The sequence below is a fragment of the Amycolatopsis taiwanensis DSM 45107 genome (assembly GCF_000519205.1).
GTDB lineage: Bacteria > Actinomycetota > Actinomycetes > Mycobacteriales > Pseudonocardiaceae > Amycolatopsis_E > Amycolatopsis_E taiwanensis.
The window spans coordinates 421762-437921 of the sequence record NZ_KI912598.1 but is presented as its reverse complement, the minus strand read 5'-3'; the positions used below and the strand labels follow the sequence as shown (position 1 = coordinate 437921).

The window sequence follows — 16160 nt, the reverse complement described above, 5'->3', positions numbered from 1 at the left end:
TCGTCGAGCCACCCGCACGGGCGGCGACGACCTGGCGCTCTTCCAGCATGTCACCGGGCCACCGGCGCCTTTGCGACGCAGCAGCCAACCTGAGTATCCCACACGGGGCGGTGGCGTCCGCGTACCAAGGGGGCCTGGGGGCTTGCCCCCAGTCGGGGTCTGGGGGGCTGAGCCCCCAGAAGACACAGGGCCTGGGGGCAAGCCCGCAGATGACACGGCCCTGGGGCCGAACATCCGCCGTGGCGTTGTCACCAGGATATCCCCGTGGTGAGCGCGGCAAGCCTGGGTCGCCGCCGGGGTTAGGTGCTCTCCTACCGCAGCAGCAGACGACTGATCCGGCGGTATGCGCCATACACACCGATTGCCGCAAGCGCACCGAGATAGGCGAAATGACCGATCATGGCGAGATTCAACACCCCCGCGGAGAAGTCCCGCATCAGTTCGATCCCGTGGTAGAGCGGGAAGCACTGCACCAGAACCCGGACCGGCTCCGGATACACCGACAACGGGTAGAACGTGGTGGAGAACAGGAACATCGGCACGACGGCCAGCTGGATGAAATCGAACTGGGACGGCGACTTCAGGAACGTCACCAGTGTCATGCCGACCGCGGCGAAGGCGAAGGCGACCAGCAACGCGACGGGAATGAGCAGCAGCGCCCACGGCGAGGTGACCAGCCCCATCGCCAGCATCACACCGAAGAACGCGACCGAGTAGATCCCGCCACGCAGCACCGCCCAGGAGATCTCCCCGACCGCGATGTCCAGCGGGCCGATCGGGGTGGCGAGCATCGCATCATAGGTCTTGGCGTAGCGGAACTTGAAGAACACGTTGAACGTCGCGTCGAAGACCGCGCCGTTCATCGCCGACGAGGCCAGCAGGGCGGGCGCGACGAACGCCACATAGCTCATCGGCCGCCCGTCCGGCCCGGCCACGTCACCGACCAGCCTGCCGAAGCCGATCTGGAAGGCCATCAGGTAGAGCAGCGGCTCGACCACCCCGGACGCGAAGACGAACCACATCCGGGAGTAGACGATGACCGAGCGCTCGACGACCTTGCTCGCCCGGCCGCCGTACAACCCCGGCGGCAGGACCCGGAGCAGCAGCCCCGGACGTTGGCCGACCGCCACCATTCAGACCACCAACCGTCGGTAGAAGTACCTGCGGGACAGCACCACGCCCACCGCCAGCAGCGCCGCGAGAAACGCGAGGTGCCCGAGCGCGGGCAACGGGCCGAGGCCGCCGAGGGTGGCGCCGCGCGCGAGCTCGTTTCCGTGCCACAGCGGGGAGATCCAGGCGAGCCAGCGAAGCGCCGATGGGATCTGTGTAATCGGGAAGAACGTGCCGGAGAACAAAGTCATCGGCATGAGCACGAACCGGAACAGTGCGTTGAACCGGGTTCCCTCGTCGAAGGTGGTAGCGGCCAGCGCGGTGACCGGGGCAGCACAGGCGAGCCCGGTGACCACGCCGACGAGCACGACCAGGACCACGCCCGCGTTCAGCCAGGCACCGAAGGCCAACGCGATCAACGCGTACACCGCGCCGACCATCGACAACCGCAACGCCACCCATAGGAAGTGACCGCCGAGCAGTTGTCCCGGCGTGATCGGCGTCGCCGTCACCGCGAGATAGTCCTTCTGCCACTTGAAGCCGGACAGCACCGGGTAGGTGGACTCGCCGACCGCGTTCTGGGCGGCCGCCGAGACCAGCAGGGTGGGTGCGATGTAGTGCAGGTACGACAGCCCACCGGTGGCCGTACCGGCCTTGACCTGCGAGCCGAAGCCCACGCCCAGCGCGACCAGGAACAGCACCGGCTGAAGGCCCGTCGAGTAGAGGGTGGACCGCCAGTAGCGGCCGTACCAGGCCCAGTGACCCTCGACCCGGAACCAGGCCGCGCGCCACGACCCGACCACCCGCCCACTCGGACGCACCTCCGCGCTGACCAGACTGCTCATGCTTGTCTCTCCACAAGTAAGGCGCAGTCACCGTGATTGCCGCGACGTGTCATTCGGTCAGCTCCCGGCCGGTGAGGCGGAGGAACACGTCCTCCAGGGTGCTGCGGCGAACCAGGCTCGACATGGGCCGGACGCCGCGGGCGTGCGCGCATTCCAGCGCCGTCTCGCCCGAGCCGGTATAGAGCAGGACCCGGTCGGGCAGCACCTCGACCCGCTCGGCGAGATCCGCGACGTCCGGCGCGGCCTCGCCCGGCGGGAAGCGGAGTTCGAGCACTTCGCGGGTGGAGTAGCGGTCGATCAGCTCGGCGGGCGAGCCCTCGGCCACGATCCGGCCCCCGTCCATGACGACGAGCCGATCGCACAGTTGCTCGGCCTCGTCCATGTAGTGGGTCGTGATGATGAGCGTGACGCCGCGGGACTTGAGCCGGAACAGCTTGTCCCACAACAGGTGCCGGGCCTGCGGGTCGAGCCCGGTGGTCGGCTCGTCGAGCAGCAGCAGTTCGGGGTCGTTGACCAGCGAGCGGGCGATGGTCAGCCGCCGCTTCATGCCGCCGGAAAGCGGCTCGACCTCGTCGTCGGCCCGGTCGGACAGCTGGGCGAACTCGAGCAGCTCGGTCGCCTTGCGGCGGGCCGCGGCGCGGGAGAGCCCGAAATAGCGGCTGTAGACCTGCAGGTTCTGCCGCACGGTCAGCTCGTTGTCGAGGTTGTCCTGCTGCGGCACCACCCCGAGACGGGCGCGGATGCGGGGCCCGTCCACGCTCGGGTCCATCCCGAGCACCTTCAGTTCACCGTCGGAACGCGGCGACACGCTCGCGATCATCCGCATGGTGGAGGACTTCCCCGCACCGTTGGGCCCGAGGAAGCCGAAGGCCTCGCCGCGGCGGACCTCGACGTCGATGCCCCGCACCGCTTCGAACTCGCCGAAGCGCTTCACCAGCGCCTTGGCCTGCACCATGGTCGGTTCGTCGTGCACACCATGCACGGTAGAACGGACCACCGACAGAATTCGAACTCTTTACGAGAGACCGGCCCCGGCGCGGTGGCCCGATCGGCTTAGTTACCAGTTTCAGGCCCTCGTTCTCGACTCCCGGGGCGGCTGCTGGCGGGCCCTGGCGAGGTCGAGCGCGCGGACGCGCAGCCGTGGCAGCCGGTCATGGAGCTCCTCGCCGGTTCGACGACGTACTGGGCGCTGAGGGCCGCCCGCGACTGGAGGCTGCGGGCGTCGCCGAAGGTCGGCGCGGTCGATGGCGAACTCGCCGCTGTTGAAGCGGTGCGGCAAGGTGCGGTAGAAGGTCACGCCGGTCGGCTCTGTCCGTGAGGACGGACAGCAGAGCAGAATTCGAAGGAATCAGCAGACCGGGCCACCCAGCGAGGTGGCCCGGTCTACCGAACAACCAGGTCAGAGCTCCGGGAACCAGATCTTGAGCTCGCGTTCGGCGGATTCCGGCGAGTCGGAACCGTGCACCAGGTTGTACTGGGTCTCAAGGCAGTAGTCGCCGCGGATGGTGCCCGGCGTCGCCTTCTCCACCGGGTCGGTGCCGCCCGCCAGCTGCCGGAACGCGGCGATCGCCCGCGTCCCCTCAACGGCCATGGCCACGACCTGGCCGGAGGTGATGAACTCGAGGAGCTCGCCGAAGAACGGCTTCTCCTTGTGCTCGGCGTAGTGCTCTTCGGCGACCGCGCGCGCCACATTGCGCATTTCCAGCGCGACCAGTTTCAGGCCCTTCTTCTCGATCCGCGAAATGACCTCGCCGACGAGACCGCGCTCGACGCCATCGGGCTTCACCAGGACCAGCGTGCGTTCACTCACGACGGTGTTTCTCCTCCATTACTGCGACTGTGAAGGAAGCCTAACGGGGCGAACCGGCTCCCGCGCCCGCGGTCCTCATCCAGCCGTGCGGATACCTGGCCCGGGCGGGGGAAGCCGGTCTCGAAGAGGTCCTCACGACGCGGTTCGGCGCACCTGCCAGAGTCCCGTCGCCAGCCACAGGCAGCCCACTGCGACCAGCACGCCGTGCGCGATCCGGAGCGCCGGCGAGGCGTAGAACTGCGGGATGAACAGGGCGAAGGCGACCGCGAAGAGCACGCCGCTGGACCGGGGTAGCGCGCCGGACCGCCAGATCGCCGCCGCGACGAGGATCGCGGCCACCGCGATGAGCAGCAACCCGCCCGCGAACAGGACCGCGGCGGCCGGGTTGAACCGCATCGCGTCCACGGCGCTCATCAGCGCGGGGCTGTTGTCGGCCAGCGCGCGGGCGGCGATCGCGTTGCCACCGAATACTTCCGCGCCGTAGTAGGGCAACGTGAGCCCGACACCGACCAGCCCGCTGATTACGGACGCCCGGGCGAGGCCCGTTCCGCCGATCGCCAGCCGCAACGCCAGGAGCCCCAGTGAGACCAGGACGAAGCCGACGACCGCGGCCAGGTGCGCGACGATCCAGGCCGGTGAGGCCATCGCCGCCGCACCGTCCAAAGTCGACTCGTCGGAATAGGGGCGGGTCGCCGGATACACGGCGAACAGCACACCGGCCAGGCCGAGCCCGATCGCGGCGGCCCGGGCACCGCGGATATCCGTGCCGGGCGAGGTGAGTAGTGCCATGGTCGCCTCCGTGAGCGCTAGCCCTTTTCAAGAGCAGTGATCTCGTTGTTGCGATCAGCATGACGCAAACGGTGCACCAAGTCAAGAGCAGTGCTCTCGTTTTGCTGATAGTGCTCTCAGATTGGCCGAGCAGGGCGCTCAGGAACGGGAGAAGGTCAGTCGGACTGGCGTTGCTGGCTGGGTAGGCGGCCCTGAGCCATGCGCCGCGCGACATCCCGGCGCAGCCACAGCGCCCACAGCCAGAACGCGAGGAACAGCAGCCCGATGATCCCGATCGCGACCTGCGACACGAAGAACGCGATCAGCCCGACCTGCAGCGCCAGGATGACCGGCACGATCCACGGCCGCCCGAGCAGCCCGCAGCAGGCGACGAGCGCGATGGCGATGCCGATCACGGCCCAGCCGCCGACAGTGCCCACTCCCCCGCCGAGCCGCGCGACCACCGGCACCGCAAGGCCCACCGTGATCGCCTCCAGGATCAGTGCGCCCGCCATGACCCCGCGGAAGGACTTCATCGGGTCCTTCGCGGGTGGACGCGGGGACTCCTCGTCGCTCACTCTGGCTCCTTACCGAACAGGGTGCGCGCATCGCCGACGGTCACCACCGAACCGGTCACCAACACGCCTCCGCCGGACAGCGGCTCGTCCGGGTCGTCGACCTCGTCCACCAGCGCCACCGCGCTCTCCACCGCCGCGTCCAGGCTGGTCTCGGCGACCACCCGGTCCTCGCCGAAGATCGACAGGGCGAGTTCGTTGAGCTCCTCCAGCGGCATCGCCCGCGGTGAGCTGTTCCGGGTCACCACGATGTCGGACACCACTGGTTCGAGCGCCTCCAGGATGCCCCGCGCGTCCTTGTCCGCCATGATGCCGACCACGGCGACCAGGCGCCGGAACGCGAACTCCTCCGCGATCGTGCCGGCCAGCGCGCGGGCGCCGTGCGGGTTGTGCGCGACGTCAAGCAGCACTGTCGGCGCTGGGCGCACGTGCTCCAGGCGGCCGGGCAGCCGCACGTCGGCGAACGCCTCGCGCACGGCGTCGACCGTGAGTTGCCGGTCCTTTCCGGCGCCGAAGAACGCCTCCACCGCGGCAAGCGCGAGCGCGGCATTGCCCGCCTGGTGCGCGCCGTGCAGGGGCAGGAAGATCTCGTCGTAGACGCCGCCGAGACCCTGCAGTCGCAGCATCTGCCCGCCGACGGCGATCTCGCGCTGCAGGACACCGAACTCACTGCCGGCCCTGGCCACCGTGGCGTCGACCTCGATCGCCCGCTCCAGCAGCACCCGCTGAACCTCGGGCTCCTGCTCGGCGAGCACCGCGACGCTACCGGGCTTGATGATGCCCGCCTTCTCCGCGGCGATCTGGGTGAGGTCGCTGCCGAGGTACTGGATGTGGTCGAGCCCGATCGGCGTGATCGCGGCGACCTGCGCGTCGGCCACGTTGGTGGCGTCCCAGCTGCCGCCGAGGCCGGTCTCCAGCACCGCGACCTCCACCGGAGCGTCGGCGAAGGCTGCGAAGGCCATTCCGGTGAGCACCTCGAACTTGCTCATCGGCGGCCCGCCGGCACCGTCCACCATGGACACGTACGGCGCGATGTCACGGTAGGTCTCGACGTATTTCGCGATCGGGATCGGCGCGCCGTCCACCGCGATCCGCTCGGTCACCAGTTGCAGGTGCGGGCTGGTGTAGCGGCCGACGCGCAACCCGAGACGGGTCAGCAACGCGTCGATCATGCGGGTCGTGGAGCCCTTGCCGTTCGTCCCCGCCACGTGCAGCACCGGGTAGGTCTTCTGCGGATCGCCCAGGACCGTGGTCAGCGCGGCGATCCGGTCCAGCGACGGCTCGATCTTGGTCTCCGGCCAGCGCCGGTCCAGCTCGGCCTCGACCCGGATCAGCTCCTGGCGGGCCTGGCGGTCGAGCACCGCGGGATCGATTTCCTGGCCGTTGTCCGTCTCGGACGGATCGTCGGGCAGCGGTCCGGCCACGAAATTGTCACCGCTGGACAGTTCCGCGGGGTACTCCTCTTCCACACCTATCGAGTCTAGAGTGCCGCTTTGTGGCAGGTTGGCCCCGTGCCGTTCAACCACAACCACCACTATCACCCGCTCCTGCTGCGCACCGTGCCCGAAGGCGCCCGCACCGCACTCGACATCGGCTGCGGCACGGGACTGTTCGCGCGCCGGCTCGCGGCCTCCGGGCTGGACGTGGAAGCGGTCGATGAGGCCGCGGAGGTCGTCGAAGCCGCCCGCGCGCTCGGCAACCCGGGGCCGGGCAAGATCAGCTACCGGTGTGCCGACATCACCGAGGCCGAGCTCGGCCGGTACGACTTCATCTCCGGCCTGGCGTCGATCCACCACGTGCCGTTCGAGACGGTCGCCAGGCTGCGCGACGCGCTCGAGCCCGGCGGCGTGCTCGCGATCCTCGGCCTCGGCCGGCCCAGTTCGCCGGCGGAGCTGGGCAAGTGGCTGCTCGCCGGCCCGCCGCTGAACCTGGCCGCCCGCCTGATCGTGCACCTCGGCGAGCGACTCAACGGCGGCCCGGAGCCACTCGGGGTCGTGCCGCCGGTCAAGGCCGAGACGATGACCATGCGCCAGATCCGGCGCGCGTCGGCGTCGCTCCTGCCGGGGAGCACCGTGCGGCCCTTGGCGTTCTGGCGCTACCTGCTCGTCTACCAAGCCGGGTAACCCGACACTAAGGTCGTTTCCACGGCGTTCCGGGTCATGACGCGGGGACGCACCAGGGCAACGCGGAGGGCCGATGACCGTCGAACGGACCACGACCGACCAAGCGGTGGCCGACGCTCGCGAACTGGGGGCGTTCGTCGAGCTGTACCCGGAAAGCCCGGGAATTCCAGTGGCCGTCAAGGATCTGATCGACGTCGCCGGCCAGACCGTCCGGAACGGGACGCCCGGGCTCGCCCACCGGACGGCAGGCGAAGACGCCGAGGTCTGGGCGCGGCTGCGTGCGACCGGGCATGTCGTGTCCGGACGGACGACGGTTCCGGAGCTGGCCTGGTCGGTGCGCACGCCGGGGTGCCGCAACCCGTGGGACCCCAGCCGCGACGCGGGCGGCTCGAGTGGTGGTTCGGCGGTCGCGGTGGCCACCGGCGCGGTCCCGGCCGCGCTCGGCACCGACACCGGCGGCTCCATCCGGATTCCCGCCGCGCTGTGCGGCGTGGCCGGCCTGCGCCCCACCCACGGCACCATCTCGATGCGCGGGATCACACCGGTGGCCCCGTCCATGGACACCGTCGGGCCGATCGCGCCGACCGCGCGGGAGTGCCTGCGGCTGCACGAAATCCTGGGCGGCGCCATGGTGCCCGCCCGACCGGTGGCAGACCTGCGTATCGGGCTGCCCAGGCAGCTGTGGGACGGCAAGATCGATCCCGAAGTGCTGCGCCTGTTCGAGGAGGCGGCGGACACTCTCGAGGCGGCGGGCGCGAAGCTCAGCGACATCGAACTGCCGCTCGGTCACCGCCATGCCCGCACGGCGGGCTACACCATCATGCTGGCCGAATCGGCACGAGAATGGTGGGCCGCGTACACCGGCGATCCGGCCGGCCTGGCCGGACGGGCCGCGGAAATGCTGCGCGCGGGCAGCGAAGTGTCCTCTTCGGATTATCAGGAGGCGCTGGCCCGGGCCGCCGCCGTGCGCGCCGAACTCGACGAAGCCTTCGGCGCGGTGGACGCGCTTCTCCTGCCGACCGTGCCGGTGACCGCGGCGCCGGCCGGCACGGACACGGCGATGGTGGGCGACCGCAAGGAGCCCATCGAGGCCGCGTACTTCCGGACCACCGCGCTCGCGTCGGTCACCGGACATCCCGCGCTCACCGTCCCGGCCGGCCTCACCGGCGACGGGCTGCCGGCCGGCGCCCAGCTCGTCGGGCCACGGCGGCAGGAGGCCCTGCTGTGCCGGTTGGGCGAGACCATCGAGGGCGGGCCGCGGGCGCGCGAGTTGGCGCGGGCGCGCGGATCGAACCGCTGACCGGTCTGGTCCTCCCCAAGGGCGAGGCATGAGTGAGGAGTTCATCCCGAATTTCGACAGTAACGGGTCACTCATGACCGCTGGGGGTTGACAAACTGGGGAATGCACCCGAACGGCGGCGGCGCAGTCCCGCGCCAGCGGCTAGGAATTAGCCATGCGCAGACTCGCCGTCGTCGCCGTGGCCCTCGCTGTCGTCATGTTGTCCTCCGCTTTCACGGCGTCAGCCGCCCCACAAAGGTTCAACCATTACGTCGCCCTCGGCGATTCCTACACGGCGGGCCCGCTCATTCCGTTGCAACGACTCGACCCGGTCGGGTGCCTGCGCTCCACCTCGAACTACCCGGCACAACTCGCCTTCCGCCTGTTTGTCCGGTCCTTCACCGACGTCAGCTGCAGTGGTGCGGACACGTCGGACATGACTTCGCCGCAGGATATTCCGCTTGGCACCAACCCGCCGCAGCTCAATGCCCTGAGGCCGGACACCGACCTGGTCACGCTGGGCATCGGCGGCAACGACTTCAGCGTGTTCGGCACCCTGGTCGGGGTCTGTCCCGGTCTGCGCGCCTCCGACCCGACCGGCAACCCGTGCCAGCGCCAGTTCACCGTCGACGGGGTCGACACGGTCAAGGCGAAGATCGCGCAGACCCGGAACAACATAGCCGCCGTGCTCACCGAAATCCACGCCCGCGCACCTCACGCGAAGGTGGTCGCCGTCGGCTATCCGCGGATCGCGCCTCCGTCCGGCACCTGCCCGGACATCCTTCCGTTCGCCGATGGGGACTACGCCTGGCTGAACAGCGTCGAGGAAGCGCTCAACGGAGCGATTTCCGATGCCGCGGCGGCCGACGGCAAGACGTCCTATGTGGACACTTTCACTCCGTCGCTCGGCCACGACGCCTGCTCGGCCAGCCCATGGATCAACGGCCAGCACACCAACGTGCTCGCGGCGGCCGCGTACCACCCGTTCTTCGCCGGGATGCGGGGAATGGCGCAGGCCATCTACGCGTCCCTGCGCTGACCGAGGAACCCGCGGGCCCGGTTATTCCGGTTTTCGGCCGAACAACAGGTGCAGAACGGGCCGGGCGGCGGCTTCGGGGTCGGTGCCGACATCGGACGGGATCGCCCCGCCCAGCCACAACGCGGCGAAGCCGTGCGCGATCGACCAGGCCGCGAGGCGTGCGGCGCGACTGTCGGCCGTGTCCCCGACGACCGCCGCGGCGCGTTCGGCGAGGATGGCCGTCGCGCGGGCACGGGCGGCCGTGACCTCTGGATCGTCGGCGTGGTAAAGCTCGGGGCGGAACATCACTTCGAAGTGCGCTCGGTGCCCGATCGCGAAGCGGATGTAGGCCACGCCGGTCTCGTGCAGGTCTGGACCGGCCGCGGCCAGCTCCTCGGCCAGCAGGTCGAAACCCTGCGTCGCCAGCGCGGTCAGCAGTCCCGCCTTGTCGCCGAAGTGGTGCGCGGGCGCGGCATGCGACACGCCGGCCCGGCGCGCCAGCTCACGCAGGCTGAGTGTCGCCGGACCTGACTCAGCTATCACCTCGACCGCCGTCGCCAGCAAGGTCCGGCGCAGGTCGCCGTGGTGGTAGGCCATGGCTCTCCAATCTTGTCATTGACAAGTTGATTGTCCTAAGTCAATCTTTCCATTGACAAGATCGATGAACAAGAACCGAGGAGATCCCGATGGCCCCCTTGATCGCCCTGGTCGGCGGATTCGCCGTGCTGCGCCTGCTCGGCTTCGCCGGCATCGCGGTGCTGGACGCCTGGCAGCCCGCACTGCGCGGCGGGCTGGCGCTGATGTTCCTGCTCACCGGACTTGCGCACTTCAACAAGCGACGGCGGGGGTTGATCGCGATGGTCCCGCCCCGCCTGCCCCGCCCGGACCTGCTGGTCACGGTGACCGGCATGCTCGAACTGGCCGGCGTGGCCGGACTGCTGCTGCCACCCACGGCCTCCCTGACCGCCTGGTGCCTGGCCCTGTTGATGCTGCCCATGTTCGCCGCGAACGTCTCCGCCGCACGCCGTGGCCTGCCGGTCACCCCACTGGTACCCAGAACCGCCATCCAGATCGTCTTCCAGGCCGCCGCCGTCGCGGCCGCACTCTGATCCCATGCGAGCACCGAGAATGGAAGCGAAACTGCACCGGAGACCGGAGGCTGGGTTGGCCCGAGCCGGGAACTCGCGTGCCTGAACCGGGAACTCACCGTCCCCAGCCGGGGACACGCCAGGCCCCCGCCACGCCGACTGCCGAAGGCAGGGAGCCGCCTACCCGGGCAGAGTGACGTCGAAGCGGAGCGGGGCCTCGGACGGCTCGAGCACCAGGCGTGTGACATTGCCCGCGGCGCGCAGATCGTCGGCGATCGAGTCCAGGGTCTCCAGTTCGCTCACCGGACCCTCGATACGCACGTGTTCCACCGGCGAACGCATCGACTGCTTGGCGTCGGACTTCGCCTTGCGGATCGCGCCGATCGCCCGGCTGGCCAGTGACACGACCGCGCCGCCGTCGGCCGCACCCCGAGGCACCGGCCACTCGGCGACGTGCACCGACTCCGCATGCCACCAGGACCAGACTTCCTCGGTGGCGTAAGGCAAAAACGGCGCAAACAGCCGCTGCAACACCGACAGGGCCGTGCGAAGCGCAAGGCGGGCGGACTGGTCGTCACCGCCGTAGGCGCGCTGCTTCACCAGTTCCAGATAGTCGTCGCAGAAGAACCAGAAGAACTTCTCGACGCTTTCCAGCGCGCTGGTGTATTCGAAGTCGTCCAGCGCCTGCGTCGCCTGCCGGATCACGTCGTCCAGCGCCGCCAGCATGGCCCGGTCGAGCGCGTGCGTCACCTCGGCGCCCGCGGCCGGCTCGGGGAAGCTGAGCACGAACTTGCTGGCGTTGAGCAGTTTCGTCGCCAGCCGGCGTCCGATCTTCATCTGGGTCTGGTCGAAGGCCGTGTCCGTGCCGGGACGCCCGCTCGCCGCCCAGTACCGGACCGCGTCCGGGCTGAACTGCTCCAGCAGCCCCAACGGGGTGACCACGTTCCCCTTGGACTTGCTCATCTTCTTCCGGTCGGGATCGAGAATCCACCCGGACAGCGCCACATTCCGCCACGGCAGCGAGTGCGCCTCCAGCTCCGACCGCAGCATCGTCGAGAACAGCCAGGTGCGAATGATGTCGTGCGCTTGCGGACGCAGGTCCATCGGGAACGTCTGGGCGTACAACTCCTCGTCCTCGCCCCAGCCGCAGACGATCTGCGGGGTCAGCGAAGACGTCGCCCAGGTGTCCATCACGTCGGGATCGGCCACGAACCCACCGGGCTTGCCGCGCTGGTCCGCGCGGTACCCGCGGGGAACCTCCGAGGACGGATCGACCGGCAACTCGTCGTCCCCGGGCACGATCGGCGCGCGGTAGTCCGGCTCGCCGTCGGCGTCCACGGGGTACCACACGGGGAAGGACACCCCGAAGAACCGCTGCCGGCTGACCAGCCAGTCCCCGTTCAGGCCGCGCACCCAGTCGTCGTAGCGCGCCTTCATGTACGGCGGGTGCCACACCAGTTCGGCGCCACGCCGGAGCATCGCGTCCTGGTGCGCGAGCGAGCGGATGAACCACTGCCGGCTGGACACGATCTCCAGCGGCTTGTCGCCCTTCTCGAAGAACTTGACCGGCCGGACCGTCTTGCGCGGCTCGCCGTCGAGGTCACCGCTTTCCCGCAGCATGGCCACGACCCGTTCCCGAGCCGTGTGCACCGTTGCGCCGGCCAGCTCGGCATAGGCCGCCCGCCCCCGCGAGCCGGCCAGCCCGGCCGGCGGCTCCGGCAGGATCCGGCCGTCCCGGCCGATGATGGTCCGCGTCGGCAACCGCAACTCGCGCCACCACTGCACGTCGGTCAGGTCGCCGAACGTGCAGCACATCGCGATCCCGGCGCCGCGCTCCCGCTCGGCCATCCGGTGTGCCAGCACCGGAACCTCGACGCCGAAAACCGGTGAGGTGACCGTGCTGCCGAACAACGGCTGGTAACGCTCATCGTCGGGATGCGCGATCAATGCCACGCACGCGGGCAGCAACTCGGGACGCGTGGTTTCCACGTACACCGGGCCGTCCGCGCTGGGGAAGGCGATCCGGTACCACGCCCCGGCGTGCTCGCGGTCCTCGAGTTCCGCCTGTGCCACCGCCGTGCGGAATCCGACGTCCCACAGCGTCGGCGCCTCCGACTGGTATGCCTCGCCCGACTCCAGCAGCCGCAGGAATGCTCGCTGCGAGACTCGGCGGGCGTGCTCGCCGATGGTGGTGTACGTACGCGACCAGTCGACCGACAGGCCCAGGCGGCGCCACACCTCCTCGAACGCCTTCTCGTCCTCCTCCGTCAACTGCTCGCACAGCTCGATGAAGTTTTCCCGAGAGACGTCGAGGACGCCCTTGTGGCTGGACAGGCGGAAATCGGGATCGTAGGGCAGTGACGGATCGCAGCGGACCCCGAAATGGTTCTGCACGCGGCGTTCGGTCGGTAACCCGTTGTCGTCCCAGCCCATCGGGTAGAACACGTGCTTGCCCCGCATCCGCTGGTAGCGGGCGACGATGTCGGTATGCGTGTAGGAGAACACGTGCCCCACATGCAGCGAGCCGCTCACCGTGGGCGGTGGCGTGTCGATCGAGAAGACCTCAGCACGCCGGCCCGGGGCACGGAAGGAGTACAGCCCGGCCCGCTCCCAGTGCTCCGACCATTTGACGTCCAGCCCGTCCAGCGACGGGCGTTCCGGCACCTGCGACATCGGCTCCCTGCCTCACCTTGACGACTGTTCGGTCGAACCGGAGTGCGTCTCAAACTCCGTGTTTCCGCCCGAGGTAACCACGGGCGCGCGTGCCGAAGGCCGCGCGCACTTTGAAACACTGTCGAAGAGGCGGCGCTCGGGAACACCCGAGGCCGCCTACATTACCGGCAGTTCGTCCAGGCGGGCGCTGATGCGGTCGAGGTCGGCGGCGGCGACCTCCCGGCGGGCGCGGATCTTGTCCACCACGTCGGCCGGTGCCTTGGCGAGGAACGCCTCGTTGCCGAGCTTGGCCTCGGTCTGCTTGAGCTCCTTCTGCGCCACGGCCAGGTCCTTCTGCAGGCGCTTGCGCTCGGCCGCGACGTCCACCGCGCCCGACAGGTCGAGGGCGACCCGCGCCAGCCCGCCGGACAACGCGACCTCGACGGTGGCGCTCGCGGTGAACCCGTCGCCGGGTTCGGTGAGCCGGGCCAGCGTCCGGAGGCTGCCCTCGTGACCGGCGATCGCGGCGAAGCCCGGGCCGGCCACCTGGGCGGCGACCCGCTGTCCTGGCTTGAGCCCCTGGTCCGAGCGGAACCGGCGGACCTCGCTGATCAGCTTCTGCAGGTCCTCGATGCGTCCCAGGGCGACCGGATCGGTGAAGGAGGCGTCCGCCGCCGGCCAGTCGGCGATGACGATCGACTCACGGCCGGTCAGCGCGGTCCACAAGCGTTCCGTGACGAACGGGATCACCGGGTGCAGCAGCCGAAGGACCACCTCCAGCACGTGACCCAGCACCGCCCGGGTCGCCGGTGCGCGGCCGGCATCGGCCAGCTGGACCTTCGCCAGCTCCAGGTACCAGTCGCACAGCTCGTCCCAGGTGAAGTGGTAAAGCGCGTCGACGGCCTTGGCGAACTGGAAGTCCTCCAGCAGGCCGTCGGTCTCGGCCACCACCTCGGCCAGCCGGCCGAGGATCCACCGGTCGGCCTCGGTCAACTCGGCGGCGGGCGGCAGCCCGGTGGCGACGGTGGCACCGTTCATCAGCGCGAATCGCGTGGCGTTCCACAGCTTGGTGCAGAAGTTCCGCGAGCCGGCGGCCCACTCCTCGGCCAGCGCCATGTCCGCGCCCGGGTTCGCGCCGCGGGCCAGGGTGAACCGGGTGGCGTCGGCGCCGTAGCGATCCATCCACTCCAGCGGGTCGATCACGTTGCCCCGCGACTTCGACATCTTCTTGCCGTTGGCGTCGCGGATCAGGCCGTGCAGGTAGACGTGGTCGAACGGTTGGACGCCGTCCATCGCGTGCAGGCCCAGCATCATCATCCGGGCCACCCAGAAGAACAGGATGTCGTAGCCGGTGGACAGCACGCTGGTCGGATAGAACCTGGCGAGGTCCTTTGTGGACTCCGGCCAGCCCAGCGTGGAGAACGGCCACAGGCCCGAGGAGAACCAGGTGTCGAGGACGTCCGGGTCCTGCGTCCATCCCGGGCCCGACGGCGGCTCCTCGTCCGGGCCGACGCACACCAGCTCGCCGTCCGGCCCGTACCAGACCGGGATGCGGTGGCCCCACCACAGCTGCCGCGAAATCGTCCAGTCGTGCAGGTTGTCCACCCAGTCGAAATAACGCTTCGCCAGCTCGGGCGGATGGACCTGCGTGCGACCGTCGCGCACCGCGTCCCCGGCGGCGCGGGCCAGCGGCTCGACCTTGACCCACCACTGCAGGGAAAGGCGCGGCTCGACCACCGTGTCGCAGCGGGAGCAGTGCCCGACCGCGTGCAGGTACGGCCGCTTCTCCGCGACGATCCGGCCCTGCTCGCGCAGCGCGGCCACGATCGCGGGCCGGGCCTCGAACCGGTCCAGCCCCTCGAACGGGCCGGGCGTGGTGATCGTGGCGCGCTCGTCCATGATCGTCAGCATCGGCAGGTCGTGCCGACGGCCGATCTCGAAGTCGTTCGGGTCGTGCGCCGGGGTCACCTTGACCGCGCCGGTGCCGAACTCCGGGTCGACGTGGGAGTCGGCCACGATCGGAATCTTCCGCCCGGTCAGCGGAAGCTCCACCTCGGTGCCGATCAGATGCGCGTACCGCTCGTCGTCCGGGTGCACCGCGACCGCGGTGTCGCCGAGCATCGTCTCCGCCCGGGTGGTGGCCACGACGATGGAGTTTTCCCCGTCGCCATAACGGATCGAGACCAGCTCGCCCTCGTCTTCGGAGTGCTCCACCTCGATGTCCGACAGGGCGGTCTGGCATCGCGGGCACCAGTTGATGATGCGTTCGGCGCGGTAGATCAGGCCCTCGTCATAAAGCCGCTTGAACATGGTCTGGACCGCGCGGGAGAGGTTCTCGTCCATGGTGAACCGCTCGCGCGACCAGTCGACCCCGTCGCCGAGCCGCCGCATCTGCCCGAGAATCCTGCCGCCGTACTCGGCCTTCCATTCCCAGACCCGCTCGACGAACCGCTCACGGCCGAGGTCGTGGCGCGAGACGCCCTCCCCGGCCAGTTCGCGCTCGACGACGTTCTGCGTGGCGATCCCGGCGTGGTCCATGCCCGGCAGCCACAGCACCTCGTAACCCTGCATCCGGCGGCGCCGGGTCATCAGGTCCATCAGTGTGTGGTTGAGGGCGTGCCCCATGTGCAGGCTGCCGGTGACGTTCGGTGGCGGGAGCACGATCGTGAACGGAGGCTTGTCCGAATCCACGTCCGCCGTGAAGTAGCCGGCGTCTACCCAGCGCTGGTAAATCGCGGCTTCCTCGTCGGCCGGGCTCCAGGCACCCGGCAGGTCGGTCGTCCGGTCAAGAGGGTTCTCCGTCACAGCAGGTAAGTGTACGAACCCGTCGTCCCCAGAATGCATCGGCACTGCCCGTGCAGCGAGTAACGATCGACAACCGCGCCCGATGGG

The 16160-nt window shown here is 69.5% G+C and carries 14 protein-coding genes; 4 read left to right on the top strand and 10 right to left on the bottom strand.

The window, feature by feature from the left end; all coding sequences use genetic code 11:
- Positions 1-311: 311 nt before the first annotated feature.
- From A3CU_RS0136870 to folC, 7 genes are all read right to left on the bottom strand, one after another.
- Positions 312-1133, bottom strand: a complete 822-nt coding sequence (locus A3CU_RS0136870) for an ABC transporter permease (protein WP_027946454.1) — start codon at positions 1131-1133, stop codon at positions 312-314.
- Entirely contained in the window at positions 1134-1955 is an 822-nt protein-coding gene (locus tag A3CU_RS0136865; protein WP_052372801.1) for an ABC transporter permease, read from the bottom strand. It lies immediately after the preceding gene.
- A gap of 49 nt (positions 1956-2004) precedes the next feature.
- A complete protein-coding gene (locus A3CU_RS0136860) occupies positions 2005-2910 on the bottom strand; it encodes an ABC transporter ATP-binding protein (RefSeq protein ID WP_052372838.1) in 906 nt (301 codons plus the stop codon).
- Between the two features lie 444 nt (positions 2911-3354).
- Positions 3355-3765, bottom strand: a complete 411-nt coding sequence (gene ndk, locus A3CU_RS0136850; RefSeq protein ID WP_027946451.1) for a nucleoside-diphosphate kinase — start codon at positions 3763-3765, stop codon at positions 3355-3357.
- A gap of 132 nt (positions 3766-3897) precedes the next feature.
- A complete protein-coding gene (locus tag A3CU_RS0136845) occupies positions 3898-4554 on the bottom strand; it encodes a hypothetical protein (RefSeq protein ID WP_043843746.1) in 657 nt (218 codons plus the stop codon).
- Between the two features lie 155 nt (positions 4555-4709).
- A complete protein-coding gene (locus tag A3CU_RS0136840; protein WP_211246615.1) occupies positions 4710-5069 on the bottom strand; it encodes a DUF4233 domain-containing protein in 360 nt (119 codons plus the stop codon).
- A gap of 38 nt (positions 5070-5107) precedes the next feature.
- Complete coding sequence (gene folC / locus A3CU_RS0136835) at positions 5108-6577, bottom strand: bifunctional tetrahydrofolate synthase/dihydrofolate synthase (RefSeq protein ID WP_425388307.1); 1470 nt, start codon at positions 6575-6577, stop codon at positions 5108-5110.
- 42 nt (positions 6578-6619) lie between these two features.
- Between folC and A3CU_RS0136830 the strand changes: the two genes are divergently transcribed.
- From A3CU_RS0136830 to A3CU_RS0136820, 3 genes are all read left to right on the top strand, one after another.
- Entirely contained in the window at positions 6620-7231 is a 612-nt protein-coding gene (locus A3CU_RS0136830) for a class I SAM-dependent methyltransferase (RefSeq protein ID WP_027946447.1), read from the top strand.
- 73 nt (positions 7232-7304) lie between these two features.
- Positions 7305-8531, top strand: a complete 1227-nt coding sequence (locus tag A3CU_RS0136825; protein ID WP_027946446.1) for an amidase — start codon at positions 7305-7307, stop codon at positions 8529-8531.
- A gap of 154 nt (positions 8532-8685) precedes the next feature.
- Positions 8686-9549 (top strand): SGNH/GDSL hydrolase family protein, encoded by an 864-nt coding sequence (locus A3CU_RS0136820; protein ID WP_027946445.1) that lies wholly within the window; start codon positions 8686-8688, stop codon positions 9547-9549.
- Between the two features lie 21 nt (positions 9550-9570).
- Here the strand turns inward: A3CU_RS0136820 and A3CU_RS0136815 are convergent, their stop codons facing one another.
- The gene (locus A3CU_RS0136815; RefSeq protein ID WP_027946444.1) at positions 9571-10125 is read right to left on the bottom strand and encodes a TetR/AcrR family transcriptional regulator; all 555 of its coding nucleotides are present in this window, start codon (positions 10123-10125) and stop codon (positions 9571-9573) included.
- 89 nt (positions 10126-10214) lie between these two features.
- Between A3CU_RS0136815 and A3CU_RS0136810 the strand changes: the two genes are divergently transcribed.
- Complete coding sequence (locus A3CU_RS0136810; RefSeq protein WP_027946443.1) at positions 10215-10637, top strand: DoxX family protein; 423 nt, start codon at positions 10215-10217, stop codon at positions 10635-10637.
- Between the two features lie 159 nt (positions 10638-10796).
- On the opposite strand, the gene valS is transcribed toward A3CU_RS0136810, so the two are convergent.
- Positions 10797-13289, bottom strand: coding sequence for a valine--tRNA ligase (gene valS / locus A3CU_RS0136805; RefSeq protein ID WP_043843744.1), 2493 nt, complete (start codon positions 13287-13289; stop codon positions 10797-10799).
- A gap of 156 nt (positions 13290-13445) precedes the next feature.
- Positions 13446-16112, bottom strand: a complete 2667-nt coding sequence (locus A3CU_RS0136800) for a valine--tRNA ligase (protein WP_425388306.1) — start codon at positions 16110-16112, stop codon at positions 13446-13448.
- Positions 16113-16160 lie beyond the last annotated feature (48 nt).